Annotated in this window: 24 protein-coding genes and 1 tRNA gene; 20 read left to right on the top strand and 5 right to left on the bottom strand. The window is 69.0% G+C overall.

All coding sequences use genetic code 11. The annotated features are described in order from the left end of the window. Positions 1-44 precede the first annotated feature (44 nt). The 4 genes from A3Q40_RS16940 to A3Q40_RS16925 are packed head-to-tail and all read left to right on the top strand — an operon-like array spanning position 45 to position 4,353. A complete protein-coding gene (locus A3Q40_RS16940) occupies positions 45-968 on the top strand; it encodes an ABC transporter permease (protein ID WP_068103987.1) in 924 nt (307 codons plus the stop codon). 5 nt (positions 969-973) lie between these two features. Continuing rightward, positions 974-1,900: an ABC transporter permease gene (locus tag A3Q40_RS16935; protein ID WP_068103985.1), complete on the top strand. Its 927-nt coding sequence runs from the start codon at positions 974-976 to the stop codon at positions 1,898-1,900. 2 nt (positions 1,901-1,902) lie between these two features. Then, entirely contained in the window at positions 1,903-3,594 is a 1,692-nt protein-coding gene (locus A3Q40_RS16930) for an ABC transporter ATP-binding protein (RefSeq protein ID WP_157889661.1), read from the top strand. A 9-nt stretch (positions 3,595-3,603) separates the two neighbouring features. Further along, a complete protein-coding gene (locus tag A3Q40_RS16925; RefSeq protein WP_068103983.1) occupies positions 3,604-4,353 on the top strand; it encodes an oxidoreductase in 750 nt (249 codons plus the stop codon). A gap of 421 nt (positions 4,354-4,774) precedes the next feature. On the opposite strand, the gene A3Q40_RS16920 is transcribed toward A3Q40_RS16925, so the two are convergent. Continuing rightward, a complete protein-coding gene (locus A3Q40_RS16920) occupies positions 4,775-5,578 on the bottom strand; it encodes an HAD family hydrolase (protein WP_068103982.1) in 804 nt (267 codons plus the stop codon). Between the two features lie 341 nt (positions 5,579-5,919). Here A3Q40_RS16920 and ssd point away from each other — a divergent pair, with 341 nt between their 5' ends. Genes ssd through A3Q40_RS16885 form a run of 7 tightly spaced genes read left to right on the top strand, consistent with a single transcriptional unit; the run spans position 5,920 to position 10,450 of the window. Then, on the top strand, positions 5,920-7,002 hold the full coding sequence (ssd, locus tag A3Q40_RS16915) for a septum site-determining protein Ssd (protein WP_082834187.1): 1,083 nt from the start codon (positions 5,920-5,922) through the stop codon (positions 7,000-7,002). Next, positions 6,999-8,177 carry a TadA family conjugal transfer-associated ATPase gene (locus A3Q40_RS16910; RefSeq protein ID WP_068103977.1) on the top strand — a complete coding sequence of 393 codons (1,179 nt, stop codon included), beginning with the start codon at positions 6,999-7,001 and terminating at the stop codon, positions 8,175-8,177. The genes ssd and A3Q40_RS16910 overlap by 4 nt, the downstream gene beginning before the upstream one ends. Continuing rightward, positions 8,174-8,959 carry a type II secretion system F family protein gene (locus A3Q40_RS16905; RefSeq protein ID WP_068103975.1) on the top strand — a complete coding sequence of 262 codons (786 nt, stop codon included), beginning with the start codon at positions 8,174-8,176 and terminating at the stop codon, positions 8,957-8,959. The genes A3Q40_RS16910 and A3Q40_RS16905 overlap by 4 nt, the downstream gene beginning before the upstream one ends. After that, complete coding sequence (locus A3Q40_RS16900; RefSeq protein ID WP_235606342.1) at positions 8,956-9,522, top strand: type II secretion system F family protein; 567 nt, start codon at positions 8,956-8,958, stop codon at positions 9,520-9,522. Before A3Q40_RS16905 ends, A3Q40_RS16900 begins: the two co-directional genes overlap by 4 nt. 57 nt (positions 9,523-9,579) lie before the next feature. Next, the gene (locus A3Q40_RS16895) at positions 9,580-9,777 is read left to right on the top strand and encodes a DUF4244 domain-containing protein (protein ID WP_068103971.1); all 198 of its coding nucleotides are present in this window, start codon (positions 9,580-9,582) and stop codon (positions 9,775-9,777) included. A 17-nt stretch (positions 9,778-9,794) separates the two neighbouring features. Next, the gene (locus tag A3Q40_RS16890) at positions 9,795-10,106 is read left to right on the top strand and encodes a TadE family type IV pilus minor pilin (RefSeq protein ID WP_201132882.1); all 312 of its coding nucleotides are present in this window, start codon (positions 9,795-9,797) and stop codon (positions 10,104-10,106) included. Then, positions 10,103-10,450: an Rv3654c family TadE-like protein gene (locus tag A3Q40_RS16885; protein WP_068103965.1), complete on the top strand. Its 348-nt coding sequence runs from the start codon at positions 10,103-10,105 to the stop codon at positions 10,448-10,450. The genes A3Q40_RS16890 and A3Q40_RS16885 overlap by 4 nt, the downstream gene beginning before the upstream one ends. A gap of 65 nt (positions 10,451-10,515) precedes the next feature. Here A3Q40_RS16885 and A3Q40_RS16880 read toward each other — a convergent pair whose 3' ends face one another. After that, positions 10,516-11,127: a DUF998 domain-containing protein gene (locus tag A3Q40_RS16880; protein WP_068103963.1), complete on the bottom strand. Its 612-nt coding sequence runs from the start codon at positions 11,125-11,127 to the stop codon at positions 10,516-10,518. Between the two features lie 91 nt (positions 11,128-11,218). Between A3Q40_RS16880 and A3Q40_RS16875 the strand changes: the two genes are divergently transcribed. Next, positions 11,219-12,556, top strand: a complete 1,338-nt coding sequence (locus tag A3Q40_RS16875; RefSeq protein WP_068103961.1) for a cytochrome P450 — start codon at positions 11,219-11,221, stop codon at positions 12,554-12,556. On the opposite strand, the gene A3Q40_RS16870 is transcribed toward A3Q40_RS16875, so the two are convergent. After that, complete coding sequence (locus A3Q40_RS16870; protein WP_068103959.1) at positions 12,553-14,889, bottom strand: DEAD/DEAH box helicase; 2,337 nt, start codon at positions 14,887-14,889, stop codon at positions 12,553-12,555. The genes A3Q40_RS16875 and A3Q40_RS16870 overlap by 4 nt on opposite strands. Before the next feature lie 308 nt (positions 14,890-15,197). Between A3Q40_RS16870 and A3Q40_RS16865 the strand changes: the two genes are divergently transcribed. The 6 genes from A3Q40_RS16865 (at position 15,198) to A3Q40_RS16840 (ending at position 21,604) form a co-directional block, all read left to right on the top strand. Then, positions 15,198-15,401: a cold-shock protein gene (locus A3Q40_RS16865; protein WP_005248460.1), complete on the top strand. Its 204-nt coding sequence runs from the start codon at positions 15,198-15,200 to the stop codon at positions 15,399-15,401. Positions 15,402-15,540: 139 nt separating this feature from the next. Further along, positions 15,541-16,119, top strand: coding sequence for a hypothetical protein (locus A3Q40_RS16860; protein ID WP_068103953.1), 579 nt, complete (start codon positions 15,541-15,543; stop codon positions 16,117-16,119). Between the two features lie 197 nt (positions 16,120-16,316). Continuing rightward, a complete protein-coding gene (topA, locus tag A3Q40_RS16855) occupies positions 16,317-19,283 on the top strand; it encodes a type I DNA topoisomerase (protein ID WP_068103951.1) in 2,967 nt (988 codons plus the stop codon). Between the two features lie 33 nt (positions 19,284-19,316). Then, positions 19,317-20,267, top strand: a complete 951-nt coding sequence (locus tag A3Q40_RS16850) for a DUF808 domain-containing protein (protein ID WP_068103949.1) — start codon at positions 19,317-19,319, stop codon at positions 20,265-20,267. Positions 20,268-20,277: 10 nt separating this feature from the next. After that, positions 20,278-21,465 carry a DNA polymerase III subunit delta' gene (locus A3Q40_RS16845; RefSeq protein WP_068103947.1) on the top strand — a complete coding sequence of 396 codons (1,188 nt, stop codon included), beginning with the start codon at positions 20,278-20,280 and terminating at the stop codon, positions 21,463-21,465. Between the two features lie 63 nt (positions 21,466-21,528). Then, positions 21,529-21,604 (top strand) — tRNA-Thr (locus A3Q40_RS16840). A 175-nt stretch (positions 21,605-21,779) separates the two neighbouring features. Here A3Q40_RS16840 and A3Q40_RS16835 read toward each other — a convergent pair. After that, positions 21,780-22,649 (bottom strand): site-specific integrase, encoded by an 870-nt coding sequence (locus tag A3Q40_RS16835; protein ID WP_235606341.1) that lies wholly within the window; start codon positions 22,647-22,649, stop codon positions 21,780-21,782. A 482-nt stretch (positions 22,650-23,131) separates the two neighbouring features. Next, positions 23,132-23,764 carry a transcriptional regulator gene (locus A3Q40_RS16830; protein ID WP_069973058.1) on the bottom strand — a complete coding sequence of 211 codons (633 nt, stop codon included), beginning with the start codon at positions 23,762-23,764 and terminating at the stop codon, positions 23,132-23,134. Positions 23,765-23,894: 130 nt separating this feature from the next. Here A3Q40_RS16830 and A3Q40_RS16825 point away from each other — a divergent pair, with 130 nt between their 5' ends. Both A3Q40_RS16825 and A3Q40_RS16820 read left to right on the top strand, forming a co-directional pair. Continuing rightward, a complete protein-coding gene (locus A3Q40_RS16825; protein WP_068106464.1) occupies positions 23,895-24,092 on the top strand; it encodes an excisionase family DNA-binding protein in 198 nt (65 codons plus the stop codon). Positions 24,093-24,984: 892 nt separating this feature from the next. Beyond that, the gene (locus tag A3Q40_RS16820; RefSeq protein ID WP_068106461.1) at positions 24,985-25,785 is read left to right on the top strand and encodes a ParA family protein; all 801 of its coding nucleotides are present in this window, start codon (positions 24,985-24,987) and stop codon (positions 25,783-25,785) included. Positions 25,786-26,237: the final 452 nt, after the last annotated feature.

The raw sequence follows: 26,237 nt of genomic DNA, 5'->3' as shown, positions 1-26,237 counted from the left end.
GGCCCGTGCCGCACGGCGCGAGGCCCCTGTCGAGGAGAACCGAAGTGGGTCGCTTCATCACTCGCCGATTGCTGTTGACCGTTCCGGTCCTCATCGGCGCCAGCTTTTTGATCTTCGCGATGGTCTACGCCCTGCCGGGCGACCCCATTCGCGCCCTGGCGGGCGATCGCCCGCTCGCCCCCGCCGTCGTCGCGCAGTTGCGTGCGCAGTACAACCTGGACGATCCGTTCCTGGTGCAGTACGTCAAGTACGTCGGCGGACTTCTGCAGGGCGACTTCGGATCCGACTTCGCCGGCCGACCCGTTCTGGACACCATCTCGCAGCGCCTGCCCGTCACGGTGCGGCTGACGATCGTGGCTATCGTCTTCGAGGCACTGATCGGTATCGCCGCCGGTGTCCTGAGCGGCCTGCGCCGGAACTCCTTCTTCGACAACCTGGTGCTGGTCTCAACCACGCTGCTGGTGTCGGTGCCGGTGTTCGTGCTCGGCTTCGTCGCCCAGTACCTGCTGGGCTACAAGCTGGATCTGTTCCCCATCGCCGGCATCAACGCCGGCTGGTACAGCTACCTGCTGCCCGGCCTGGTGCTCGCGGCGCTGTCCATGGCGTACGTCGCCCGACTGACCCGCACCGCGGTGTCGGAGGCGATGGCGGCGGACTACATCCGCACCGCCCGCGCCAAGGGCGTCGGATACCGACGCATCGTGTTCCGGCACGCCCTGCGCAACAGCATGATTCCCGTCGTCACCTTCATCGGTGCCGACGTCGGGTCGCTGCTCGGCGGCGCGATCGTCACCGAGTCGGTGTTCAACATTCCCGGTCTGGGGCGCGCGATCTTCGATGCCGTGCAGAACCAGGAGGGCGCCGTCGTCGTCGGCATCGTGACGCTGATGGTGTTCTTCTACATCTTCTTCAACCTGGTCGTGGACGTGCTCTACGCACTGCTCGACCCCCGAATCCGATACGAGTAGGCACCATGACCTCCGATGCACAGCACGCGGCCGCCGAGGGCGAGCCGGGCAACGTCGTCACCGGTGAGGCGCAGGACCTCGTCGGCCAGGCCAGCCTCTGGGGCAACGCGTGGAAGAAGCTGCGGCGCAGCGCGTTCTTCTGGTTCGGCGCCGTCATCACCCTGGTCCTCGTTCTCATGGCCGTGGTGCCGCAGCTGTTCGCCCGCGGCATCGATCCGCGCGACTGCACCCTGACGAACACCCGGCTGAAGCCGAGCGCCGAGCACTGGTTCGGTACCGACCTGCAGGGTTGCGACTACTACGCCAATGTCATCTACGGTGCGCGGATCTCGCTCACCATCGGCCTGCTCGCCGTGATCGGCGTCCTGATCGTGGGCGTGCTGATCGGCGCTCTCGCAGGCTATTTCGGCGGCTTCCTCGACAGCCTGCTGGCGCGGTTCACCGACATCTTCTTCGGTATCCCGCTGCTTCTCGGTGCCCTGGTGCTCCTCACCGTGACCAGCGAGCGCACCGTCGTGACGGTCGCCCTGGCCCTGGTGGCCTTCGGCTGGATGACCGCTATGCGTCTGGTCCGCTCGTCGGTCATCAGCATCAAGCAGAGCGAATACGTCCAGGCCGCACAGGCTCTCGGTGCGAGCACCTACCGCATCCTGGTCCGGCACATCCTGCCGAACGCCCTGGCGCCCGTACTGGTGTACGCCACCATCGCCGTCGGCACGTTCATCGCCGCGGAGGCGACGCTGTCCTACCTCGGTATCGGTCTGCAGTTGCCCGCGATCTCGTGGGGCCTGCAGATCAACCTGGGCCAGAACTACATCTCCACCTCGCCGCACCTGGTGCTCTTCCCGGCAGCCTTCCTGTCGGTGACGGTGCTGGCCTTCATCCTCATGGGCGACGCGCTGCGTGACGCGCTCGACCCGAAACGGAGCTGACGATGACGGAACAGGCAACATCGGACGCGGCGGCCCCGATCCTCGGTGTCTCCGGTCTGACCATCGATTTCGAGGTCGACAAGACCTGGCGCACGGCGGTGCGCGACGTGTCCTTCGAGGTGGCGCGCGGGGAGATCCTCGCCATCGTGGGCGAATCCGGCTCGGGCAAGTCCACGACGGCCATGGCCATCCCGGGGCTGCTGGCCGACAACAGCCGTGTCGCGGGCAGCATCACGCTGAACGGTCGCGAACTCACGGGCCTGAAGGAACGCGAGCTGAACGGCGTGCGCGGCAAGGACATCGCCGTGATCTTCCAGGAGCCGATGACGGCCCTGAACCCGGTCTACACCATCGGCTGGCAGATCACCGAGGCCATTCGCGCGCACAGCGACGTCACCAAGGCGCAGGCCAAGGACCGCGTCATCGAGTTGCTGCGGTTGGTCGAGATGCCGGAGCCCGAGAAGCGCGTCGGCTACTACCCGCACCAGCTGTCCGGTGGTCAGCGTCAGCGCGCCATGATCGCTCAGGCGCTCGCGTCCGAGCCGGCCGTGCTCATCGCCGACGAGCCGACCACGGCGCTCGACGTGACCGTGCAGGCCGAGATCCTCGAGCTCATGCGGGATCTGCGCGGCCGAGTCGACGCCGCCATCGTGCTCATCACGCACGACATGGGCGTGGTCGCCGACATGGCCGACCGCATCCTGGTGATGCGGAACGGTGACATCGTCGAGCAGGGCACCGCCGACCACATCTTCCACCGCCCGGACCACGCCTACACCCGCGAGCTGCTCGCGTCCGTTCCCCATCTGGGATCGCGCGCGGGCGAGCAGGGCACCGACGACACCCCGGACGTCACCTACGCCCTCGAGCTCACCGATGCCGTCATCGAGTACCCCGGTTCCCGCCGCACCGGCGGGTTCCGCGCGGTCGACGGGGTCAGCCTGTCCATCGAGCCGGGCGAGGTCGTCGGCCTGGTGGGCGAGTCCGGCTCCGGCAAGTCGACCATCGGCAAGGCCGCGGTGGGTCTGCTGAAGCTGCATTCCGGGTCGTTGTCCGTGGCGGGTACCGACATCACGTCGGCGTCCACCCGTGCGCTGCGCCCGGTGCGCAGCAAGGTGGGCATCGTCTTCCAGGATCCGGGGTCGTCGCTGAACCCCCGCTGGCCCATCGGCCAGTCCATCGCGGAGCCGATGCTCCTGCACACCGAGATGGACCGCACGCAGCGGAACAAGAAGGTGGAGGAGCTCCTCGACCAGGTGCACCTGTCCCGCGACATGCGCAACCGGTACCCGCACCAGCTCTCGGGGGGTCAGCGGCAGCGCGTGGGCATCGCCCGGGCCCTCGCCCTCGAACCGACTCTGCTGGTGGCTGACGAGCCGACGTCGGCTCTCGACGTCTCGGTGCAGGCCAAGGTGCTCGAGCTGTTCCAGGAGCTCCAGCGCGAATACGGGTTCGCGTGCCTGTTCATCAGTCACGACCTCGCCGTCGTCGAGGTATTGGCCCGTCGCATCGCGGTGATGAGCAAGGGCAAGCTGGTCGAGTTCGACCGCACCGACCGCATCCTGCGCTCGCCGTCCGACCCGTACACCAAGCGTCTGCTCGCGGCCGTGCCCGTGCCGGACCCCGAGCAGCAGGCCGTGCGGCGCCGGGAGCGGGCGGAACTGCTGGCCGCCGAGCAGGCGGGCGGTCGGTAGATTCGCCCCGTGACCGATCCGCTGGCTCCGATCCTCGACCTACCGGGCGTCCGGGACGCCGCCGACCGGGCTCGCGACGCGCTCGCCGAGGTACACCGGCACAAGACGAACCGACGGGGGTGGCCGGCCACGGCCGCCGAGGCGGCGGTGCGGGCGGCCCGCGCGTCGGCGGTGATCGCGGGGTCCTCGACCGCCGTCGCCGACGACGGCACGGCCCCGCCGATCCTCGCCGGTGCGCTCCGGGTGGCGCAGGCACTCGACGGCGACGCGCTCACCAGCACCGTCGGAACGTGGCGACGCGCCCCGCTCCAGGCGTTGGCTCGTCTCCATCTGTTGGCTGCGGCGGACCTCGTCGACGATCAGGACCAGCTGGGTCGTCCGCGGGCGGGTGACGACGTCGCGCAGCGGCTGTCGATCCTCGCCGACCTCGTCACCGGCGGGACGCGGGCGCCGGCGCCGGTGGTCGCGGCGATCGTCCACGGAGAGTTGGTGTCCCTGCGGCCGTTCGGGACGGCCGACGGCGTGGTCGCGCGCGCGGCGTCTCGGCTGGTGGCCGTCGCGTCCGGCTTCGATCCCCACAATCTGGGTGTGCCGGAGGAGAGCTGGGCCAAGCGGCTCGCCGCTTACCGCACGGGTGTCGAGGGCTTCGCGGGCGGTACCGAGCGCGGCGTGGGGAGCTGGGTCCTGTTGTGCTGCGGGTCGTTCGAGGCGGGTGCCGCCGAGGCGACGACGATCGCGGAGAACGCGCAGCCGGCCTGAGGCGACCCGACGGGCCCGCACATGACAACGGGCGACGGTGCCGGGATCTCACTCCGGCGTCGTCGCCCGTCGGCACGGAATCCGCGGTTACCAGGCGTGCAGGGTGGGTTGCGGTGGAGAAACTCCACGTGGCCTCGGCGAGAATGCGTGGCGACCTTCGTTCGTGTCCGCAACCAGTGCAGAGTTCTCACGTCGTCCGCCCGAATTCCGCAGGCCCACAACACTTGTGCCTCCATAGCGGCGCGCTACGCGTGGGTACCGTCGGTCCGTGCCGGGAAAGCCCGGCTGGGAGAGCGTTCCTTCTCTTCCGGCTCGCTCTTGGCCTTCCGTCTTTCCGTGCGTCCATTCTTACTCTGTGATCGACGCCACAGCAAGAGGTTCCGCGGCCCGATCGATTCAGCAGCTCGTCGCAGTGGTCGCGTCAGCGACGGCGGCGCAGCACACCGTAGGAGACCGCGCCGGCCGCCACTGCGGCGAGCGAGGCAGCGACCCCGGCGACGGTGCTCGACGACGGCGCGGTGAACCGGCTGCGCAACGAGACCGGGTTCGAGAAGGTGAGAATCGGCCACCCCTTGCTCGCGGCCTCCTTGCGCAGACCACGATCGGGATTGACCGCCGTCGGGTGCCCGACGGCCTCGAGCATCGGCAGGTCGGTGACCGAGTCGGTATATGCGTACGAGCGGGACAGGTCGTACCCGTGCTCGGCGGCGAGCTTCTCCATCGCCTCGACCTTGCCCGGCCCGTAGCAGTAGAACGAGATCTCGCCCGAGTACTTGCCGTCCTCGATCGCCATCTGCGTACCGACGTGATGGTCGGCGCCCAGATCGTCGGCGATCGGGGTGACCACCTCCTCGCCGGACGCGGACACGATCACCACGTCGTGACCGCGCAACTTGTGGTCGGCGATCAGATCGGCGGCCTCGGCGAACACCAGAGGATCCACGATGTCGTGCAGGGTTTCCGCGACGATGGTGCGAACCGTTTCGACGTCCCACCCGGTGCACATGCTCGCGATGTGGATGCGCATGCGCTCCATCTGATCGTGGTCCGCACCGGACACCAGGAACAGGAATTGGGCGTAGCTGCTCTTGAGCACACTGCGCCGGTTGATCAGTCCGCCGTCGAAGAAGGGCTTGCTGAACGCCAGGGTGGAGGACTTCGCGATGATCGTCTTATCCAGATCGAAGAACGCGGCGATGCGTCCGGGTGCCTCGGGGCTGCTCACTCGGCCAGGGTAACGGGCAGGCCTGCAGGTCTTCGAAAGTCCGCCGGACCTGCTGTGACGACTCGCCGCGCGGCGATGTGGTCCGAGCGCAGTCGGGTGTAGACTTCGTTGTGCCCGGTCACGAATCGGGCGCGTTCAGCCCGACCCCCCGGGGCTGAACGTCGACGACCCCCGCCTCCTCCCCCCCCCTGGCGGGGGTCGTCCCATGTCCGGGGTCTCTCGCCGGTCGCCTAGCACGCCGGTCCGACTCGCCGACGGCGTTCTCCCCGGGCCTCGTCGTCATCCCCGGGGTGGGAGTGGGCGGGCTCACCCGACCTCCCGCTCGGCGCACGATCGGCGGCGTGACCTCGCCCGAATTCTCCGCGCCGACCCCCGCTGCCGCGTCCGACGCCGCCGTGACCGTCGTGATCGACGAGCCCACCCTGTCCGACCACGTGCGACGGGTCGTGGCCGCGGCAGGACGTGCGGTCGACGTGCGGCCGACGGTCCCGGACCGAGCGGGGTGGCTCGGCGCGACCACCGTCGTGCTCTCCGAGTCCGCTGCCGCCGACGCGGTGCGCCGACGGCACCCGCGCCGTCCGGGCGTCGTCGTGGTCTCGGACGGCGCGCCGACCGTGACGGCGTGGCAGAGCGCGGCCACCCTCGGGACACCGCACGTGCTCGACCTGCCGAACCGTGAAGCCGACCTCATGGCGCTGATCGCGGCCGTTCCGGGACGCGACGCGGACGGCGCCGTCGTCACGGTGATCGGCGGCTGCGGCGGAGCCGGGGCCTCGGTGTTCGCGACGGCACTCGCCCTGACGTCGGCACGCTCGGCGCTCACGGTGCTGGTGGACGCGGATCCGTGCGGTGGGGGACTCGACCTCGCGGCCGGCGTGGACGATCGGCCGGGACTGCGGTGGCCCGACTTGGTCGTCGGCGGCCGCGTCGACGCTCGTGCCCTGCACGACGCGTTGCCCGCGCGTGATCGCCTCGCCGTGCTGTCCTGCGCACGAGGCCGACCTTCGGACGTCGACCCCGGCGCCCTCACCGCGGTGCTGGCGTCCGTTCGGCGTGCGGGCGAACTCGCCGTCTGCGACGCACCGCGCTCGCCCGGGCCCGAGCAGTGGGCTGCCGTGGAGGCGGCCGACCTGGTCACGGTCGTCGTGCCGGCGACGGTGCGGGGTTCGTGGGCGGCCCGCGCCGTCGTCGCGACTCTGCAGAGTCGCACCGCGAACGTCGGTCTCGTGATTCGCGGCCCGGCCCCCGGGGGACTGCGTGCGGACGACGTCGAGCGCACCGCGGAGGCACCGGTCCTGGCCACCATGCGCCCCGAGCGTCGTCTCGCCGCAACCCTGGACCACGGCGGGCTGGATCTGCGACCCCGGTCGCCGCTCGCCGCCGCTGCAGCCGCCGTCCTCGCCCTGGTGGGGGGTCCGTCGTGACGGGCTGGGTCACCGGTGATCTGCTGAGGCGAGTCCGCGACCGGTTGACCGCGGACGGCTCCGAGCCGACGCCCGCCGCGATCGCCGCCGCCGTCCGCGCCGAGGCAGGTGGCGTCGTGGGGGACGCGGAGCTGCTCCGTGTCCTGCACGTCCTCGACACGGAGTTTCGCGGAGCGGGCGTCCTCGACGCGGTACTGCACGAACCGGGTGTCACCGACGTGCTCGTCAGTGGTCCGGACGAGGTCTGGGTCGACCGCGGCCGCGGACTGGAACGCGCCGACGTGCGGTTCGACGACGACGCGGCCGTGCGGCGGCTCGCGGGACGGCTGGCGGTCGCGGCCGGACGCCGCCTCGACGACGCCCAGCCGTGGGTGGACGGCCGCCTGCCGGGGGTCGATTCTGCGTCCTTCGGGGTGCGTCTGCATGCCGTCCTCGCGCCCGTCGCACGCGGCGGCACCTGCCTGTCGTTGCGCGTCCTGCGCCCGGCGTCGCAGGGGCTCGGCGCGCTCGCCTCGGCCGGCACCTTCGCGGACGGCGCGGAGGATCTGGTGCGGCGCATCGTCTCTCGCCGGGTCGCGTTCCTCGTGGTCGGTGGCACCGGAACCGGGAAGACGACCCTGCTCGCGGCACTGCTCGGTGAGGTGGACCCCCGCGAGCGCATCGTCTGCGTCGAGGACGCGGCGGAACTTGCCCCGGCCCACCCCCACGTCGTCACCTTGGTGGCCCGCCCCGCCAACGTCGAGGGAGTCGGCGAGGTGACCGTGCGCGACCTCGTCCGCCAGGCGTTGCGGATGCGGCCGGATCGCATCGTGGTGGGGGAGGTGCGCGGGCCGGAGGTGGTGGACCTGTTGACCGCGCTCAACACCGGGCACGACGGGGGAGCCGGGACGGTGCACGCCAACTCGCCCGAGGAGGTTCCTGCGCGCCTCGAAGCCCTGGCGGCGCTCGGTGGCTTGTCCCGCGCCGCCCTGCACAGTCAGCTGGCCGCCGCGGTCCACGTGGTGCTGCACACGGCGCGACTCGACGACGGCCGCCGGGTGCTCGCCTCGATCGGCGTCGTGACGCCGGGGGACGACGGCGTGTGTCGCGTGCTCCCGGCGTGGTCGCGGGACGCACCGACGGGGCCGGGCCGGGCGCGACTGCAGGAGCTTCTCGGGTCGGAGGGGGCACGGTGAGCCTGCTGGTTCTCGCCGCGGCGCTTCTGGTGTGGCCGTCGCGACCGCCGCGCCGACGGGTGGTGCACGGGCCACGCCGTGTCGTCCGGATCGGCTCCGGGCGGTTACCGGTGATCGCCGCTGCGGCCGTCGTGCTCGCCACCGTCCTTGCGCTCGGCCCGGCGCCGGCGATCGCGGTCACCGTCGTCACGGCGACGGTATTCCTGCGCCGGCGGGCGACGACGCGCCGCCGGGCCGACCGCGCCGTCACCGCAGCGTTGGTCGGCGGCGTGGACACGATGGTCGCGGAACTCGCGGTGGGTGCCGATCCCGCGGCGGCCTGTCGGGCGGTCGCTCGTGATCACCCCGGTGAGGTGGGTTCCCGATTCGCCGCGGCCGCAGCCCATTCCGAGCTCGGCGGGGCCCTGTCCACCGGGCTCACCGGCGCCGGAGAGCAAGGAGACAGCCGGCTTGACTGGACTCGGATGGCCTCCGCCTGGGTGATCTGCGAGCGGCACGGCCTCGCGCCCGCCGTCGTCCTGCGGTCCGTGCGGGACGATCTCGACGCGCGGGTGCGGTTCGGTCGTCGCACCGAGGCGTCCACGGCCGGGGCGAGGGCGACGGCCACCGTGCTCTCGGTGTTGCCGGTGCTCGGTATCGCTCTCGGCCAGGCGATGGGGGCGGCGCCACTCGCAGTCCTCAGCGGGGACGGCGCGGGTGGGGTGCTCGGCGTCGTCGGCGTGACGCTGGTGTGCGCGGGGCTGCTGTGGACCGATCGCATCGTGGCGGGAGTGGTCCGGTGACGGGGGCGGCGATCCTGCTCGCGCTCGCCGTGCTGGTCGCCCCCGCTCGGTCCGTGTGCCGGCGTGGGTCGGTTCGGGAGCCGTCGGCCCCGGCCACGGCATCGCCGAGCTGTGATGCGCACGCGGTCGCCGGAACCCTCGATCTCCTCGCCGCCTGCGTGCGCGGCGGCGCCACCGTCCCGGCAGCCGCGCACGCGGTCGCCGAGTTCGCACCCGAGCCGTTGGCCTCCGCGCTGACCCGCGCCGGTGCGTTGCTCGCTCTGGGTGCCGAACCGGAATCGGCGTGGGCTCCACTGGCCGAACACCCGGCGACCGAGACCGTGGCCCGTGCGCTGCGACGGTCCGCACGGTCCGGGACCTCGGTGGCCGATGCGCTGGCCGGCTCCGCGGCGGAACAGCGTCGTCGGGCCGAGGACGAGGCCGTCGCCCGCGCGGATCGAGCCGGGGTCCTCGTCACCGGTCCGCTGGGGCTGTGCTTCCTGCCCGCGTTCGTCTGCCTCGGCATCGTGCCGGTGGTCGTCGGACTGGCCGGGTCGGTGCTTCAGGGAGGCGGGATCCCGTGACGGGTCCACAGAAACGCCGTCGGGGATCGGCCTCGGCGGATCACGAAGGGGGAGAACATGTCCGTGGTGCACAGGGTGCAGAACAGGATGCTCGAGGTCCTCGCGGAGGACGACGGGATGTCGACGGCGGAGTACGCCATCGGCACCATCGCGGCCGCCGCTTTCGGGGCGGTGCTCTACACGGTGGTGACGGGCGACTCGATCGTCTCCGCCCTCACCGGAATCATCGACCGGGCTCTGCAGACCACGGTCTGAGGGGGGACGCCGGGGCGGTGACCGTCGAGGCGGCACTGGCCATCGCCGCCATCGTGGCGGTGGTGGTGCTGTGCGTGGGGGCGTTGGTGACGGTCACCGCGCACATCCGCTGTGTCGATGCGGCGCGGGAAGGGGCGAGGTTGTCCGCGCTGGGGGATCCAGATGCCGTCGTCGCTGCCCGTCGCGTCGCGCCGCGGGACTCCGAGGTGGTGGTGACGCGGGACGGGGAGTGGGTGACGGTGCGGGTCGAGGCGGCGTCGCCGCTGCCCGGAGTCGAGGTCGCCGCCGAGGCGGTCGCAGTGGTCGAACCCGAGGCGGACCCGCGGTGAGCGAGGGGGATCGCGGGTCGGCCTCGGTGATCGGGGCGTTCGTGGTGCTGTCGCTCGTGGTGGTCACCGCGACGGTGATGTGGGTGGGGGCAGCCGTTGCTGCACGACATCGAGTGCAGGCGGCTGCGGATCTCGCCGCGCTGGCCGGGGCCGCGGCCCTGGTCGAGGGGGACGCGGCGGGGTGCGCGGCGGCGCGGGTCGTGGGTGACCGCATGGGAGCGGTGCTCGCGACCTGCGCCGCCGAGGGGTGGGATCTCGAGGTGCGATTCCGAGTGACCGTGCGGTTGGGGCGGTTCGGGGTCCGGGAGGCCGTTGCGGTGTCGCGGGCGGGGCCGGTGGAGTGAGCGGCGCTTTCCGCGGATGGTTCGTGCAGCTGCGGATGGTGCACTGTCCGCGAGAGCAGGAGCGGTCAGCGGGAAGGGCTCACCGGTCGCAGGCCGCGGAGCAGCAGCACACCCATGCCGATGGTCCAGACGTTCAGACTGTCCAGCGCGATCCGCTCGGACAGCCCGGCTCCGAGCCCCCACGTGCCGGGGGTGAGGAAGGCGGCGCCGCCGATCACGGCGGCGGCAGTGCACGCGGCGGCCAGGGCCCGTGCACGTCGGTCTCGTCCGACCGACCCGGTGGCGAGGACGATCATGCCTGCGACCTGGAGTGCCCAGTGGATCTGCGCGGCCAGATTGTGGGCGGCGGACGAGACGTCCAGCGGGAGGAACCCGACGGCGGAGGTGGCCAGTCCGGAGGCAGCGATCAGGAGCCAGCCGGCGCGATCGCGACCCGTGGTCTGCGGAACCAGAAGGGCAGCCCCCGCGGCGGTGAGGGCGCCGACCGCGACGAAGGTGGCGTTCATCAGCGCGTGATCGGGGGAGCAGTACTCGGTGCAGGTCGCGGCGCCGAGTGCGCTGATGACGTCGTCGCGCCAGCTGTACGGGGTGGGCCACGCCTTGGCGACCAGGACCTGAGCGGGCCAGTAGAGGACGGTGCTCACCCACAGGGCGGCGACGGCACGGCGCAAACGCATGCCTCGGACGGTAGACAGTCCGGCGCGAACTGCGCATAGTGAGAGAAGTGTTCGTGCTGGGGTGCGCGACGACGACGACGGGGGCGAGTAGATGACACACGGTGGAGGACTGTTAGACGGAGCCAAGGCGCGACTGCGCTGGGCCGCGGTACACGGGCTGGTGCGTACGGTCGCCAAGCTGGGGGTTCGTACGGGAGATCCGCAGGCGAAGCTGATCGCCGACCCCGCGACACGCGCCAACCCGAAGATCATCCACCAGGAGCTCCGTGAGCGCGGACCCCTGGTGAAGGGCAAAGTGGCCTTCCTGACCGTCGACCACGCGCTGATCTTCGACCTGCTGCGGTCGGACGATTTCCGCACCGTCAACCAGGGCAGCAACATGCCCGCGCCGATGCGGCTCATCGAGAAGCGAACGCGATCGGGCGCGCTGCACCCGTTGGCCCCGCCGTCACTGCTGGCGGTCGAGCCGCCCTCGCATACCCGGTACCGCAAGCTCGTGTCGTCCGTCTTCACGGCGCGCGCCGTGAACAAGATGCGCGACGGTGTCCAGGAGGTCGCCGACACCCTTCTCGACGAGCTGGTGGCGAGCGGGGCGTCCACCGTCGACATCGTGCCCGCGTACTGCGCCAAGCTGCCCGTCGCCGTCATCAGTGACGTCCTCGGCGTGCCGGCGAGCGAGCAGCAGCGGGTGCTCGAGTTCGGTGAGCTGGCCGCTCCCAGCCTCGATCTGGGCCTCACGTGGCCGCAGTTCGAGGAAGTCGAGAAGGGCCTGCGGGGATTCGACGCGTGGCTGTCCGCGCACATCGCCGAGCTGAGGAAGAACCCGGGCGACGACCTGATGAGCCAGCTCATCGATGCCTCCGAGGACGGCGTCTACCTGAACGACGAGGAGCTGCGCGCGACGGCCGGTCTGGTCCTCGCCGCCGGCTTCGAGACCACCGTCAATCTGCTCGGCAGTGGCATCGACCTGTTGGTGCGCAACCCCGATCAGCTTGCGCGCCTGCAGGAGGATCCGTCGTTGTGGGCCAACGCGATCGACGAGATGCTGCGCCTCGAGACGCCGGTGCAGATGACCGCGCGCGTGGCCAGGCATCAGGTGGAGATGGCCGGTAAGACCATCGACAAGGGCAAGATCGTGGTGTGCGCCCTCTCCGGGGGTAACCGGGACCCGAAGGTCTTCGAGGACCCGGACCGCTTCGACGTCGGCCGGCCCAATGCCAACAAGCACCTTTCGTTCTCGGGAGGTCGGCACTTCTGCCTCGGTGCGGCGCTGGCTCGCGCCGAGAGCGAGGTCGCGCTGCGCACCCTGTTCGATCGCTTCCCGAACCTCACCACCGTCGGGGCCGGCACTCGTCGCAACACCCGTGTCCTGCACGGATATTCGTCGTTGCCCGTCTCGCTGGGCGAGCCCGCGACGGTGGACGCCTAGTCCGCCAGCTCGCCCAGCACGGCGTCGAGCACGCGGACCGCGCCGTCCTTGTCCAGCGGATCGTTGCCGTTGCCGCACTTCGGTGACTGCACGCACGAGGGGCAGCCGGATCGGCACTCGCACGACGCGATCGCGTCCCGGGTCGCGGCCAGCCAGGTCGCGAGCACCGCGTGTCCCCGGTCGGCGAAGCCTGCCCCACCGTCGTACCCGTCGTAGACGAACACGGTGGGCAGGCCGGTGTCCCCGTGCAGCGCGGTGGACACGCCGCCGATGTCCCACCGGTCGCACGTGGCCACCAGCGGGAGCATGCCGATGGCCGCGTGCTCGGCGGCGTGCAGCGACCCCGGCACGCGCTCCGGCCCGACGCCGGCGCGGGCGAGCAGCTCCGGCGTGATCGTGTACATCACCGCTCGGGTGTGCAGGGTCTGGACCGGCATGTCGAGTTCGACGGAGTCGAGGATCTCCCCGGACGGCAGCCGCCGCAGGTAGCCGACCACCTGATGGCTGACCTGCACGCGCGTCAGGGCGACGTCGACCTCGCCGTGCCGACGGTGCGCGAGGTAGTCCTCGACGACGATCTCGGTGACCTCGCGTGCCGACGTCGTCCAGTCGGGTTCCTCGGGGTGCACGACGGCGACGTGGTCGTCGAAGTCGAGCGTGTCGACGACGAACGACTCGCCCTGATGGATGTGCACCGCGCCCGGGTGGGCGGTGGCGGGGGCGCGGCCGGCGTCGACGGTGCCCAGCATGCGGCCGGTGGTGCCGTCGACGATCGCGATCTGCGAGCCGATGCCACCGCGGATGTCGATCTCGCCGTGCGGCGGGGTGTCGGAGGTGACGTACCACCCGTGCGGCCGACGGCGGAGGTCGCCGTCCTCCGCCAGGCGGTGGGCGACGTCCTCGGCGTTCCACTCGGCGATCTCGTCGTCGGACAGCGGCAGTTCCGCTGCGGCGCAGAGCAACTGGGGCCCGAGCACGTAGGGGTTGGTGGGGTCGGTGACCGTCGCTTCGATCGGCTTGTCCAGCAACGCCGACGGATGGTGGACCAGATAGGTGTCCAACGGGTCGTCCCGCCCGACCAGGACCACCAGAGATCCCTGACCACGACGTCCGGAGCGACCGGCCTGCTGCCAGAACGAGGCGACGGTGCCGGGGAAGCCGGCGACGACGACGGCGTCGAGGCCGGCGATGTCGACGCCGAGTTCCAGCGCGTTCGTCGTGGCCACGCCGAGCAGTCGTCCGTCGGACAGGGCGCGCTCGAGGGCGCGTCGGTCCTCGGCGAGGTACCCGGCTCGATACGCCGCGATGCGACCCGGCAGGTCCGGGTCGACGTCGGCGAGCAGTCTCGATGTGCCGAGGGCGGTGAGTTCCGCGCCGCGCCGCGACCGGACGAAGGTGAGCGTGCGGGCGCCCTCGACCACCAGATCGGCCATGATGCGCGCGGCCTCGGACCCGGCGGCGCGGCGTACCGGAGCGCCGTTCTCGCCGGTCACGTCCAGCAGCGGCGGTTCCCACAGAGCGACGGTGCGCGGACCGTGCGGGGAGCCGTCCTCGGTGATCTCGACGCACGGCGCTCCGATGAGGCGGCTCGCCGCCGCGCCGGGCGCCGACGCGGTGGCACTGGCCAGCACGAACGTCGGATTCGCGCCGTACCGCGCGGCGATGCGGCGGAGTCGACGCATCACCAGGGCGACGTGCGAACCGAAGACCCCCCGGTAGGAATGACACTCGTCGACCACGACGTAGGCCAAGTTGCGGAAGAAGTGCGCCCACCGACGATGGCCCTGCAGCAGCGACAGGTGCAGCATGTCCGGATTGGTGAAGATCCAGCGGGAGTTCGCGCGCGCCCAACGGCGGACCTCGACGGGAGTGTCACCGTCGTAATCGCTGGGCGCGATGTCGGGAAATCCGGCGCGAGCGAGAGTGTCCGTCATGTCCACCGCGGCCCGGAGCTGATCGGATCCGAGCGCCTTGGTGGGGGCGAGGTACAGCGCGGTGGCGCGGGGATTCTCGGACAGCGTCGACAGAATGGGCATGCGATAACCCAGCGATTTGCCCGACGCCGTTCCCGTGGAGACGACGACGTGCCGGCCGGTTTTCGCGAGCGTCGCCGCGTCGGCCTGGTGACTCCAGGGTTCGGGAATGCCGCAGTCGACGAACGTGCGCACGATCCGGGAATCGAGCCACTCCGGCCACGGTGCCGTCCGGGCCTCGCGACCGGGCAGTTCGACCGAGTGGGTCAGCGGCGATTCCCCCGTCGGCGTCCCGGCCAGAGCACGGTCCAACAACGCGCCGCCGAAGCTGGTGGCGGACGTGTCGACGGTGGCGCTCAACTGTTCTGTCCTGTTCTCTGATGCCGATGGGGACGCAGGTCGGATGGTAGGTGCGAGCACCGACGGCGGGCCCCGACAAGGTTTACGAACTTGTTGCGCGCGACTGTCGCGTGCGGACGCGCGACGTGGTTCACTGTTCTCGGTCGCAGCTTCTGTGTTCGTGTTCACGCTCGCAGGATCTATTGTTGCGAGCGCGGTGCGTGAAGCTCCACCCTCCGGGGGGAAATCACGTCGGCGGTCGGAACCGGCCCGGTGAACTGTAAGTGCCGTTCACCGCATCCGGTGGTCAAGAAGAAGGATAGACAAGCATGGCACAGGGAACTGTGAAGTGGTTCAACGCCGAAAAGGGCTTCGGCTTCATCGCACCCGAGGACGGCTCCGCTGACGTCTTCGTCCACTACTCCGAGATCCAGGGCAGCGGCTTCCGCACCCTCGAGGAGAACCAGCGCGTGGAGTTCGAGGTCGGCCAGGGCACCAAGGGCCCCCAGGCCACGGGCGTCCGCGCAGTCTGATCCTCGGATCGGATCCACGCACGAGGCGCGAATCCCCCGTCACCCCTTCCGGGTGGCGGGGGATTCGTCCGTCACGGGCCCGATGTGCTCTCGACCCGTCGCCGCCCGCCGGGGTCATCGGTGACCTACTGTCGCGACTGTGAGTCAGTTGTCCTTCTTCTCCGCCGAGTCGACACCGCCCGCGGTGGACGACCTCGCGGGGTTGCTGGCTGCTCCGGGTCAGGTGGTGACGGTCGCGGGCGGAGCGCGGGTGTCCGTCGTCGTCGACCGGCTGTGGCGAGCGCAGGCGATCGCGGACATGATGGCCGACTGCGGCATCACACCCGAGATCGCGGACACCGACGAGGGTCACCCGCTGGTCAGGTCCGCCCCGACTCCCGAGTTGATGCCGACGGCGCGGTCCTGGACCCGCGGGGCGGTCAAGGCGGTGCCCGCCGGGTGGACACCCGGACCGCGGGCACTGCGCGCCTGGGCGCTCGCCTCGGGCCGGCTCGCCGCCGACGGGTCCCGCTTCGCGTTCGGCCTGGACCCGCACGCACCGGACACGCATCCCGTCCTCGCGGAGTCGTTGATGCGCGTCGGCATCGCGCCGACGCTGGCCGGAGCCCGCGGATCCACGCCCGAACTGCGCATCACGGGTCGACGACGGCTCGGGCGCCTGGTCGACACGGTGGGCGAGGCGCCGCCGGGTGTGGTGGAGTGGCCGACGACGCCGTGACACCGTGCGCCCACGGCGCCGTGAGACCGGGCACCGCCCACGCGTCGTGACAGGCGCGGACGCCCCCGCCGATCGCGCCGAAACGGCGGATCGGTGCACGTGTGTCACTCTGTATGGTGTCGACCTCGAGCGGTTCGAGGCGTCGACCGTGGTTGGAAGGGGTCTCGTCCGGCGAGGCCAGGAAGGTTCGGCAGCACGTGGCAGCAGGGGACAAGTCGACGGGGTCGTCGTCCGGCGGCGTCCGTCGTCTGGTGATCGTCGAGTCGCCCACCAAGGCCCGCAAGATCGCGCCCTACCTGGGCAAGGACTACGTGGTCGAGGCGTCGGTGGGTCATATTCGCGACCTCCCACGCGGTGCCGCCGACGTGCCCGCCAAGTACAAAGGCGAATCGTGGGCGCGTCTCGGTGTCGACGTCGATCACGACTTCGAGCCCCTCTACGTCGTCAGCCCCGAGAAGAAGGGGAAGGTCAGCGAGCTCAAGTCGCTCCTGAAGGACGCCGACGAGCTCTACCTCGCCACCGACCCCGACCGTGAGGGCGAGGCCATCGCCTGGCACCTGCTCGAGACGCTGAAGCCCAAGGTGCCCGTCCGCCGGATGGTCTTCCACGAGATCACGAAGCCGGCCATCCTCGCCGCGGCCGACGACACCCGCGACCTCGACACCGACCTCGTCGACGCCCAGGAGACACGCCGCATCCTCGACCGCCTCTACGGGTACGAGGTCTCGCCGGTTCTGTGGAAGAAGGTCATGCCGAAGCTGTCGGCGGGCCGCGTGCAGTCGGTGGCGACGCGCGTCATCGTCCAGCGCGAGCGGGAGCGCATGGCGTTCCGCTCAGCCGAATACTGGGACATCTCGGCCCAGCTCGACGCCGGCGCCGAGGCGACCCCGCGGGCGTTCGGCGCTCGGCTGGTGTCGGTCGACGGTGCCCGCGTGGCGACGGGCCGCGACTTCGGTGCCGACGGCAAGCTGAAGTCCGACGGTGTCACCGTGCTCGACGAGGCCCATGCCCGTCGTCTCGCCGAGGCCCTCGACGGCGTCGATCTCACCGTCGCCTCGGCCGAGTCGAAGCCGTACACGCGGCGCCCGTACCCGCCGTTCATGACGTCGACGCTGCAGCAGGAGGCCGGACGCAAGCTCCGTATGTCCTCCGAGCGCACCATGCGGATCGCGCAGCGGCTGTACGAGAACGGCTACATCACCTACATGCGTACCGACTCGACGAACCTGTCGGCGTCGGCCATCGATGCCGCCCGTCGTCAGGCCACCGAGCTGTACGGCCCCGAGTACGTGCACGACTCCCCGCGGCAGTACACCCGCAAGGTGAAGAACGCGCAGGAAGCGCACGAGGCCATTCGACCGGCCGGCGACTCCTTCGCCACGCCGGGCCAGCTGCACAGCTCTCTCGACACCGACGAATTCCGTCTCTACGAACTCATCTGGCAGCGCACCGTCGCGTCGCAGATGGCGGACGCGCGCGGAACCACGCTGTCACTGCGGATCTCGGGCACCGCGGGAACCGGTGAGGACTGCACCTTCAGTGCGTCGGGCCGGACGATCACGTTCCCGGGCTTCCTCAAGGCCTACGTCGAGAGTGTCGACGATCAGGCCGGCGGTCAGTCCGACGACGCCGAATCCCGCTTGCCCGCACTGGAGAAGGGGCAGGCGGTCACGGCCACCGGCCTCGATCCCGACGGTCACACCACCAACCCGCCCGCTCGCTTCACCGAGGCGTCGCTCATCAAGACGCTCGAAGAGCTGGGAATCGGTCGCCCGTCGACGTATTCGTCGATCATCAAGACCATTCTCGACCGCGGCTACGTCTACAAGCGTGGCAGCGCGCTGGTCCCGTCCTGGGTGGCGTTCGCCGTGATCGGTTTGCTGGAGGTGCATTTCGGCCGCCTGGTGGACTTCGACTTCACGGCCGGCATGGAGGACGACCTCGATGCGATCGCCGACGGCCGCGAGCGTCGCGGAAACTGGTTGACCGCGTTCTATTTCGGCGGTGAGACCGGCGCCGAGGGGTCGGTTGCCCGCTCGGGTGGCCTGAAGAAGATGGTGGGCACCAACCTCGAGGACATCGACGCCCGCGAGATCAACTCCATCCGGCTGTTCGACGACGCCGAGGGACGCGAGATCCACGTGCGCGTGGGCCGCTACGGGCCCTATCTCGAGCGCATGGTGCAGAACCCCGACGATCCCGACGGCGACCCGATCTCCCAGCGCGCCAACCTGCCCGACGATCTGCCGCCGGACGAGCTGACCGTCGAGTACGCCGAGAAGCTGTTCTCGACGCCGCAGGAGGGCCGCAAGCTGGGTGTCGATCCGGCGAGCGGACACGAGATCGTCGCCAAGGAAGGGCGTTTCGGCCCGTACGTCACCGAGATCGTCCCCGAGGAGCCCGAGCCGGTCCCGGACATTGTTCCGGTGGAACGTGGCTCCGACGGCGGCGGAACCGCCGTGGCCACCAAGGCCAAGGCGCCGGCCAAGAAGGCCGCGAAGAAGGCGGCGGCCGTCAAGCCGCGCACCGGCTCGCTCCTGAAGTCGATGGACCTCGCGACCGTCACGCTCGAGGACGCGTTGAAGCTGCTGTCGCTGCCGCGCGTGGTGGGTGTGGATCCCGAGTCCAAGGAGGAGATCACCGCCCAGAACGGCCGCTACGGCCCGTACCTGAAGAAGGGCACGGACTCGCGCTCGCTGGCGACCGAGGAGCAGATCTTCACCGTCACGCTCGACGAGGCACTGAAGATCTACGCCGAACCGAAGCGTCGCGGCCGTCAGGGTGCGGCGACTCCGCCGTTGCGTGAGCTCGGTGTGGACACGGTGAGCGAGAAGCCGATGGTGATCAAGGACGGCCGCTTCGGCCCCTACGTCACCGACGGGGAGACCAACGCGAGCCTGCGCAAGGGCGACGAGGTCGCCACGATCACGGACGAGCGGGCGATGGAACTCCTCGCCGACCGTCGCGCGCGCGGTCCGGTGAAGAAGAAGGCCACCAAGAAGGCAGCCACGAAGACCGCAGCCAAGAAGACGGCGGCCAAGAAAGCCCCGGCGAAGAAGACGGCCGCGAAGAAGGCCACCGCGAAGAAGACGGCGGCCAAGAAGGCACCGGCCAAGAAGACGGCCGCGGCGAAGTCCACGGCGTCGGAGGCCACGGACGGCTGATCGGCCGACCCGAGTACGGCGTAAGGTCGGCCCATGGCCGGAGGACTGGTTGCCCTGCTCGACGACGTCGCCGCGCTCGCGCGCCTGGCGGCGGCGTCCATCGACGACGTCGGCGCCGCCACCGGAAAGGCCACCGCGAAGGCCGCCGGAGTGGTCATCGACGACACCGCGGTCACGCCCCAGTACGTCCGGGGCCTGGCGGCGGAGCGGGAACTCCCGATCGTCAGGCGCATCGCGGTCGGCTCGCTGCGCAACAAGCTGATCATCATCCTGCCGATCGCGCTGCTCCTCAGCCAGTTCCTGCCGTGGCTGCTCACGCCGATCCTCATGGTCGGCGGCGCGTACCTGAGTTACGAAGCGGCGCACAAGATCTGGGGCGCGATCAGCGGTCACGGCGCGCACGATCACGAGGAGGACGGCCCGCGGGACGAGGACACCGTCGTCGCCGGAGCCGTGCGCACCGACCTCATCCTCTCCGCCGAGATCATGGTGATCGCTCTCGACACCATCGCCTCGGAGGGCTTCTGGTCGCGGCTGATCATTCTCGCCGTCGTCGCCGTGGTGATCACCGTGGTGGTCTACGGCGTCGTCGGGTTGATCGTGAAGATGGACGACATCGGCCTCCGTCTCGCCGACACGTCGTCGGGCATCGCGCAGACCGTCGGTCGCGGTCTGGTCCGCGGGATGCCGAAGGTCATGAGCGTGCTGTCCGTGGTCGGCACCGCGGCGATGCTGTGGGTCGGTGGCCACATTCTGCTGGTCGGCATCGACGAGCTCGGCTTCCACCCGCTGTACGAGCTGGTGCATCACGCCGAGGAGGCGGTGCACGGCGTCGGCGGAATCGGCGGAGTCCTCGCCTGGATCGTCAACACGCTGTTCTCGGCGCTGCTGGGTCTGATCGTCGGCTCGATCGTGGTGGCCGTCCTGGCCGGCATCGCGCGCTTGCGCGGCCGTCGGTCGGGCAGTGTCGGAGCGCAGCACTAGGCTCGCCGTCATGGCGGGAGTGTTCGATCGGCTGGTCGGCCAGCACGAGGTGGTGGCCGAGCTGACCGACGCGGCGCACGCCGCCCGCGAGGGTGACATCGGGTCGCGCATGACGCATTCGTGGCTCTTCACCGGCCCGCCCGGCTCGGGCCGGTCCATCGCCGCGGTTTGTTTCGCCGCCGCGCTGCAGTGCACCGATCCGGACGTCGTCGGTTGCGGCCGCTGCCACGCGTGCACCACCACCCTGCACGGAACGCACGGCGACGTGCGGCGCATCGTCCCGCAAGGCCTGTCCATCTCGGTCAAGGAGATGCGGGACGTCGTTCAGATGGCCGCGCGTCGTCCGTCCACCGGACTGTGGCAGATCGTCGTCATCGAGGACGCGGACCGGCTCGGTGAACGGGCCTACAATGCTCTGCTCAAGGCGGTGGAAGAGCCGCCGGCGCGGACCATCTTCCTGCTGTGCGCGCCGTCGGTGGATCCGGAGGACATCGCGGTCACCATCCGCTCGCGGTGCCGCCACGTCGCGCTCGTCACCCCCAAGCCCGACGACATCGCCCGCGTCCTGCGCGGGAACGACGGTCTGGACGAGAAGACGGCCGCGTGGGCGGCCTCCGTCGGCGGTGGGCACGTCGGTCGGGCTCGGCGACTCGCGACGGACGCCGACGCGCGCGACCGCCGCCAGCGGGCCCTGGGCATCGCCAAGGCCGCGCTGCGTCCCGCCACGCAGTACGCCGTCGTCGAGGAGCTGGTGAAGGCTGCCGAACTCGACGCGGTCGAGCTCAACGCGGCGCGCGACGAGCAGGAGACCGAGGAGCTGCGCACCGCGCTCGGCGCGGGCGGCACCGGCAAGGGTGCGGCGGGCGCGCTGCGCGGCTCGGCAGGCGTGCTGAAGGAGCTCGAGGCGCGGCAGAAGTCCCGCCGGACCCGCACCGGCCGCGACGCGCTGGACCGAGCGCTCATCGACCTCGCGGGGCTCTACCGGGACGCGTTGGCCCAGTCGTTCGGTGCCGAGTCCACGCTCACCCACCCGGACATGGTCGACCAGGCGCGGGGGCTGGCGTCGGTGTGCTCGTCGGAGTCGTTGCTGACCTGCATCGAGGCGATCCTGCAGTGCCGGGAGGCGCTCGAGATGAACGTCAAGCCCAAGTTCGCCGTCGACGCGATGGTGGCCACGCTGGGCGCGGCGGCGAGGTAGGGGCCCGTTTTGGTGGTGGCCGGGGCGAGTGGTTAGACTCGTCCCGGCTCCTCGCGGGGCCGCGCCGCCTTAGCTCAGTCGGTAGAGCATTTCACTCGTAATGAAAAGGTCTGGGGTTCGATTCCCCAAGGCGGCTCCATCTACATCCTGTACCTGACCAGCCACGATGCTGGTCAGGTACTTCTGTGTTGGGGACTTCAAGGGCGTCAGGGTGACACAGAATGACACATCCCGAACCGAACTGGTCCTTGCGTACCGCCTTGGCAACTTTGTACGACCTTGGACGAAGCCCTGCGCGAGCGTGACGTGGGTGCTCACTCCTGGGAAGGAGGTTGCGGATCCCTGTCCGAGTCGGCTGCAGTCCGGGCTGTCATCATGGTCTGTAGTACGTCGGCGCCGTCCAACATTGCATCGCCCTGAGCGTGGACGTACGTGCGCATGGTGAACGCGTTGTCGCTGTGCCCCAACCAGGCTGCGATCACTGCTATCGGAACACCTTGAAGGTGCATCAGAGTTCCGCACGAGTGTCGACAATCATGCAACCTCAGAGGTCGTACCTTTGCGCGGAGGGTGAACCTCTCCCATAGGCCGGAAATGCTGTCCGGGTGGTAGGCGCGGCCCAACTCGTCGCAGACGACGTGGCTCCCCTCCTGGTAGTCCCGACCGGCTGCTGTCGACTCGCCCGCTTGCGTTTCCCTCGCGCTGAGCAGGCTTCTTCGGAGTGCGTCGGTCAAGGGGAGCGTCCGCCGTGAGCTTCGTGATTTGGGTGCTCCGTCCGACGCTCGGCCGTTGACACTGACTCGGTTGTTGGCAATCGTGATCGTGCCCAGCTCGAGATCCACGTCCCGCCACCGAAGCCCGCAGATCTCACCTCGTCGAAGACCGTAGAGCGCCAGCACCCAAGCGTGCCCGACGCGCGAGCTGGACGCGGCATCCAAGATCAGCACGACTTCGTCCTGGGTGTACGTCTCGGTTTTGTGGTGTTCACGGGGCAATCGGTCGACCAGGGCAGCGACGTCGCGCACCAATCGCCCTTGTTTGACCTCTTGGGTGAGCACCATGGACACGACGTTCAACATGTGGTTCACCGAGATGGCTTTCCACGGCTTCCGGCGACCAGCGCTCTTCGGCATCGAACCGGAGAGAAGGTCACGAACGAGCGTGTCGAGATGCTGTTTGGTCAATTTCTGTATTGGGGTGTCCCCGTGTACGAGCCGGATGGGCTTGAGAGCTTGCGTGTAGGAAACGAGAGTCGTTGGCTTCAGATTGTGTCGACCGGAAAGGTAAGCCGAGCAGGCTTCGTCGACCGTTACGGTGGACGGCGCAACGTACATGGGATCGTTGCGGTCATCGAAAGCACGAGTGAGCGCAGCGCGCGCTTCCCTCTCGGTGGCGAATCGTCGTCGACTCTGCGAACGACGGGGTGGAGTGAGGGTTCCATCCGAGGACGTGGACGCGGCTGCGGGGTTGGGCGTATCAACGCGAACCTCGTACCGGGTCACCGTTGCACCAGTGCGCTTGTCGTGGACTGAGATCTTCTTGATCTGCGGTGGCAGTTGTTGCCTAGCCACGACGATGGACCGGTCTCGGAGATGGCGGGTTCTCACCGACTCGCGCCAGCGGGAATTTCGGCGCCCGATTCCCGGCGACCCGAAGAAACGACAAGTCAGACACGGGGATCGCCCTCCCTGACGTCCATGCCGAGCTCAATCATCTGCCTGACCAGCTTTTCAGCGCGATCTCGTGCGTCGTCGTACAGATCTTCCAGAGTGCTGATCTGTTCCCGTGGTTCCTCGGATGCGAGAGCTCGCTTGATCTGCGATTGCGCCCCCCTCATCGAGGCGATTGCCCTGAGCCACTGACGCGTAACTGTGATGCGGTCGATCTCCGGCGCCAGCTCTTCCCGAGTCCACACCTTTGCAGACTCGCCGGTTCCTGTTTCCCACTCGCCCGACGAGACGAACAAGCCGGCCTCGCCGGCAAACCATCGCACCGCGTCGTGGGACTCGTGCGGTCGCCCGGGCAGGACGTCCACAGAGCCGCGCGGAAGTTCGGGAAACAGCAGTTGCACGGGGGATATTCGCAGCGCGGCCGCCAACACAATGAGGTCGGCAACGTCGAGACCGCGGCGCCGACCCGTCTCCAAGTCGGATATGACGGCGCGCGAGATCGGGTGGCCCAGCTCCGCCGTACGGTCTGAGAGTGCCTGGCCCGACAGGGGTGGAGAGGAGGCGGTTCGCGCACGGCGTACCTCTTTCCCCACCCTGTCGACCAGCTGTTGGGTCCACTCCTGCGTCATGTACACGCATCTTACGGCAGGGATCGCCTTATATTGCGGTGAATCGACGATGGAGTTATCTTGTGGTGGAACCACTCGAGACCAACCGCAAGAGCGGGAAGCCGGTGGTGATTCACGGCAGGAGGATGTGATGAGCAGGCAGCTCTTCTCGGTGCAGGAAGGCATGTCCCGCACCGGGCTCGGTCGATCCAGCTTCTTCAACAAGATCGCGTCTGGCGAGATCCGGAGCGTCAAGGTCGGCAAGCGCCGCCTGATACCGGACACGGCCATCGACGAGTACATCGAACGTCTGGAGTCTCAGAGCACTGGCGACGCGGGCGTTGCCTGAGTGGCGCTGACGCCGGCCCTTCTCGAGACGAAGGTGCCCTCGGCTGAACCCGGTGTGTCGAGCACCGGAGCCGAGGGCACCAGGCCCACCACCTGCAAGGAAGAAGGCTTCAGAAGAAGACTCTAGATCAGCGAGCGATTTCCTTCAAGGCATTTTTTACCATTCGTGGAAAAGGCCTCCGAGGCGGTGACTCGTCCCGCTATCGCACACTCACAGCCGATCGACATGCCCGCATCGTCATGGACATGATGCAGGCATCTCGTCGGCGCGTCGTTTTCAGGCAGAGCCCGACGATAACCAGCCTGCCGCCGTTGCCTGTGCACCCTTTAGCGATCCTCGTCGACCGGCCGCGAGGCACCACTTCTGCGAACTGATCATTCACAGGGTGGCGATACCGATCAGCCACGCGTCGTCACGACGCGGGGCCAGAGGGCGTGGAGCGGACAACGTGGGTGCGGACGATGGGGTTCACCCCTGGGGGGTCCGGGTGAAGCAGCACGAAGTCCGACGTAGTAGACGGGACCAACCTCGATGTTCACAATTTCGATCCGCGGTGCCCGCAGAACGCGCAGCAGGTCCAGCGTACGACCGACTTCGGTGTGGGTTCGATGACCTCACACGAATTACCGGTCATTGCTCTGCAGGAGGTGTTCGCAGCATTGACAGTTATTCCCGCAGCGTTTGCATTACGGGTAATTAGTCCCGTGCGGGTAACGCATCCCAATCAGTACTTACCGGTATCGGGCGTGGCTGGTATGGCGTGTATGGATTGCGGTGCTGCCAGACGTCCGATGCAGTCATCCCTTGCCGAACTTCCTTTACCCGTATTTCAGGTATTGCGCGTAAGGCAAACCAGCGCTCAGGAATCACCCACCAGTGAGAGGACATGCACATGTCACACAACGTGCTTGCTTTTTGTAATCAGAAGGGTGGAGTAGGTAAGACGACAACCACCTTCCACATCGTTGATGCCGCCCGCCGCGCCGGCCACCGAGTTCTGGCGCTCGACATGGACCCGCAAGGAAACCTGAGTACAGTCCTCAGCTCCGGTGGGTCATCTCCTGGCGACGCGGGGATTGCGGATGCACTGTCAGGCAGGTCGGACGCAACCCTCGCAGACGTGGTGGCACCGTCCATCTGGGGCGGCGTCGATCTGGTGGCCACCGATCCGAACTCGGAATCCCTTGCTTTCGTACGGGACGAGTTGATCCTGGGTGGCGCTGGCCGCGAGCGACGGCTCCGCGATGCGCTCGAGCTACTAGCTCCGAGCTACGAGCTGGTGGTGATCGACTGCCCGCCGAGCCTGGACCTGTTGACGATCAATGCGCTGGTCGCGGCCCGGCGAGCCGTCGTGGTAAGTCAGTCTGCACTTTTCTCTGCGAACGGACTGGCACGGCTACGCCGAACCATCGACGTGGTTCGCCGCAGCTACAACCCGACGTTGGAGCTGGTGGGCGCGATCATCAACCTCCACGAACGCAACACCGTCGCCGGTCGCGAGCAGCTGGCTGAAATCGCTGACTGCATCGCAATCATCGGAGACCCTGTTCCCAAGCGAGTGGTGTTGAAGGACTCCGCTGAGGCGCAGACCAGTCTCCTCGACTGGGGTACGACGGATGCCCGCAATTTAGCCGGCATCTACCGCCGTACGTCGGAGCTCCTCATGGAGGGAGTCGGCAGTGGCACGCCCTGAACGCCTGAAAAGTAGCTTGGGCAGTTCCAGCCCCCTCGATCCGTTGCCCGCGCCAGTAGCAAATTTAGAGGCGAGTGCACCGAAGCCGTCAGCGACGGACAGGCCTACCAAGACCAAAAGGACCTTCTACTTTTACGTCGAGACCAGTGAACGATTGCTGAACGCGGCCGAAGCGTTGATGGCCACACCCGGGGCACCTCGGGGCCCGTCCGACCTCGCTGCAGAGGCGGTGGAGCGATACATCGACTACCTGGAGTTGACCCACAACGAAGGACGGCCCTTTCCGCAACGGAGTGGGCCGCTGCAGAGGGGGCCACGCATCCGGTAGTTCGGCGCGATACGACAGGAGCGGCCCCGATAATTCCACTTATCGCGCCGTCTCGGGTGAATTGCCAGTTCAGCACAGTTTCGTCCCTCAACCGTGTCGGTCAAGTGGTCTAGGCTGCGAATGT

Origin of the sequence: Rhodococcus sp. PBTS 1, from assembly GCF_001620025.1 — a bacterium.
In the GTDB taxonomy this organism is placed as follows: Bacteria; Actinomycetota; Actinomycetes; order Mycobacteriales; family Mycobacteriaceae; genus Rhodococcoides; species Rhodococcoides kroppenstedtii.
This window is presented reverse-complemented; position numbering and strand designations above follow the sequence as displayed.

Excerpts from the sequence above, each read along its gene's own strand:
- A3Q40_RS16935 (WP_068103985.1), top strand. The coding sequence starts at position 974 with ATGACCTCCGATGCACAGCACGCGGCCGCCGAGGGCGAGCCGGGCAAC.
- A3Q40_RS16930 (WP_157889661.1), top strand. The coding sequence starts at position 1,903 with ATGACGGAACAGGCAACATCGGACGCGGCGGCCCCGATCCTCGGTGTC.
- A3Q40_RS16895 (WP_068103971.1), top strand. The coding sequence starts at position 9,580 with ATGTCCGTGGTGCACAGGGTGCAGAACAGGATGCTCGAGGTCCTCGCG.
- A3Q40_RS16880 (WP_068103963.1), bottom strand. The coding sequence starts at position 11,127 with ATGCGTTTGCGCCGTGCCGTCGCCGCCCTGTGGGTGAGCACCGTCCTC.
- A3Q40_RS16875 (WP_068103961.1), top strand. The coding sequence starts at position 11,219 with ATGACACACGGTGGAGGACTGTTAGACGGAGCCAAGGCGCGACTGCGC.
- A3Q40_RS16865 (WP_005248460.1), top strand. The coding sequence starts at position 15,198 with ATGGCACAGGGAACTGTGAAGTGGTTCAACGCCGAAAAGGGCTTCGGC.
- A3Q40_RS16850 (WP_068103949.1), top strand. The coding sequence starts at position 19,317 with ATGGCCGGAGGACTGGTTGCCCTGCTCGACGACGTCGCCGCGCTCGCG.
- A3Q40_RS16845 (WP_068103947.1), top strand. The coding sequence starts at position 20,278 with ATGGCGGGAGTGTTCGATCGGCTGGTCGGCCAGCACGAGGTGGTGGCC.
- A3Q40_RS16830 (WP_069973058.1), bottom strand. The coding sequence starts at position 23,764 with ATGACGCAGGAGTGGACCCAACAGCTGGTCGACAGGGTGGGGAAAGAG.
- A3Q40_RS16825 (WP_068106464.1), top strand. The coding sequence starts at position 23,895 with ATGAGCAGGCAGCTCTTCTCGGTGCAGGAAGGCATGTCCCGCACCGGG.
- A3Q40_RS16820 (WP_068106461.1), top strand. The coding sequence starts at position 24,985 with ATGTCACACAACGTGCTTGCTTTTTGTAATCAGAAGGGTGGAGTAGGT.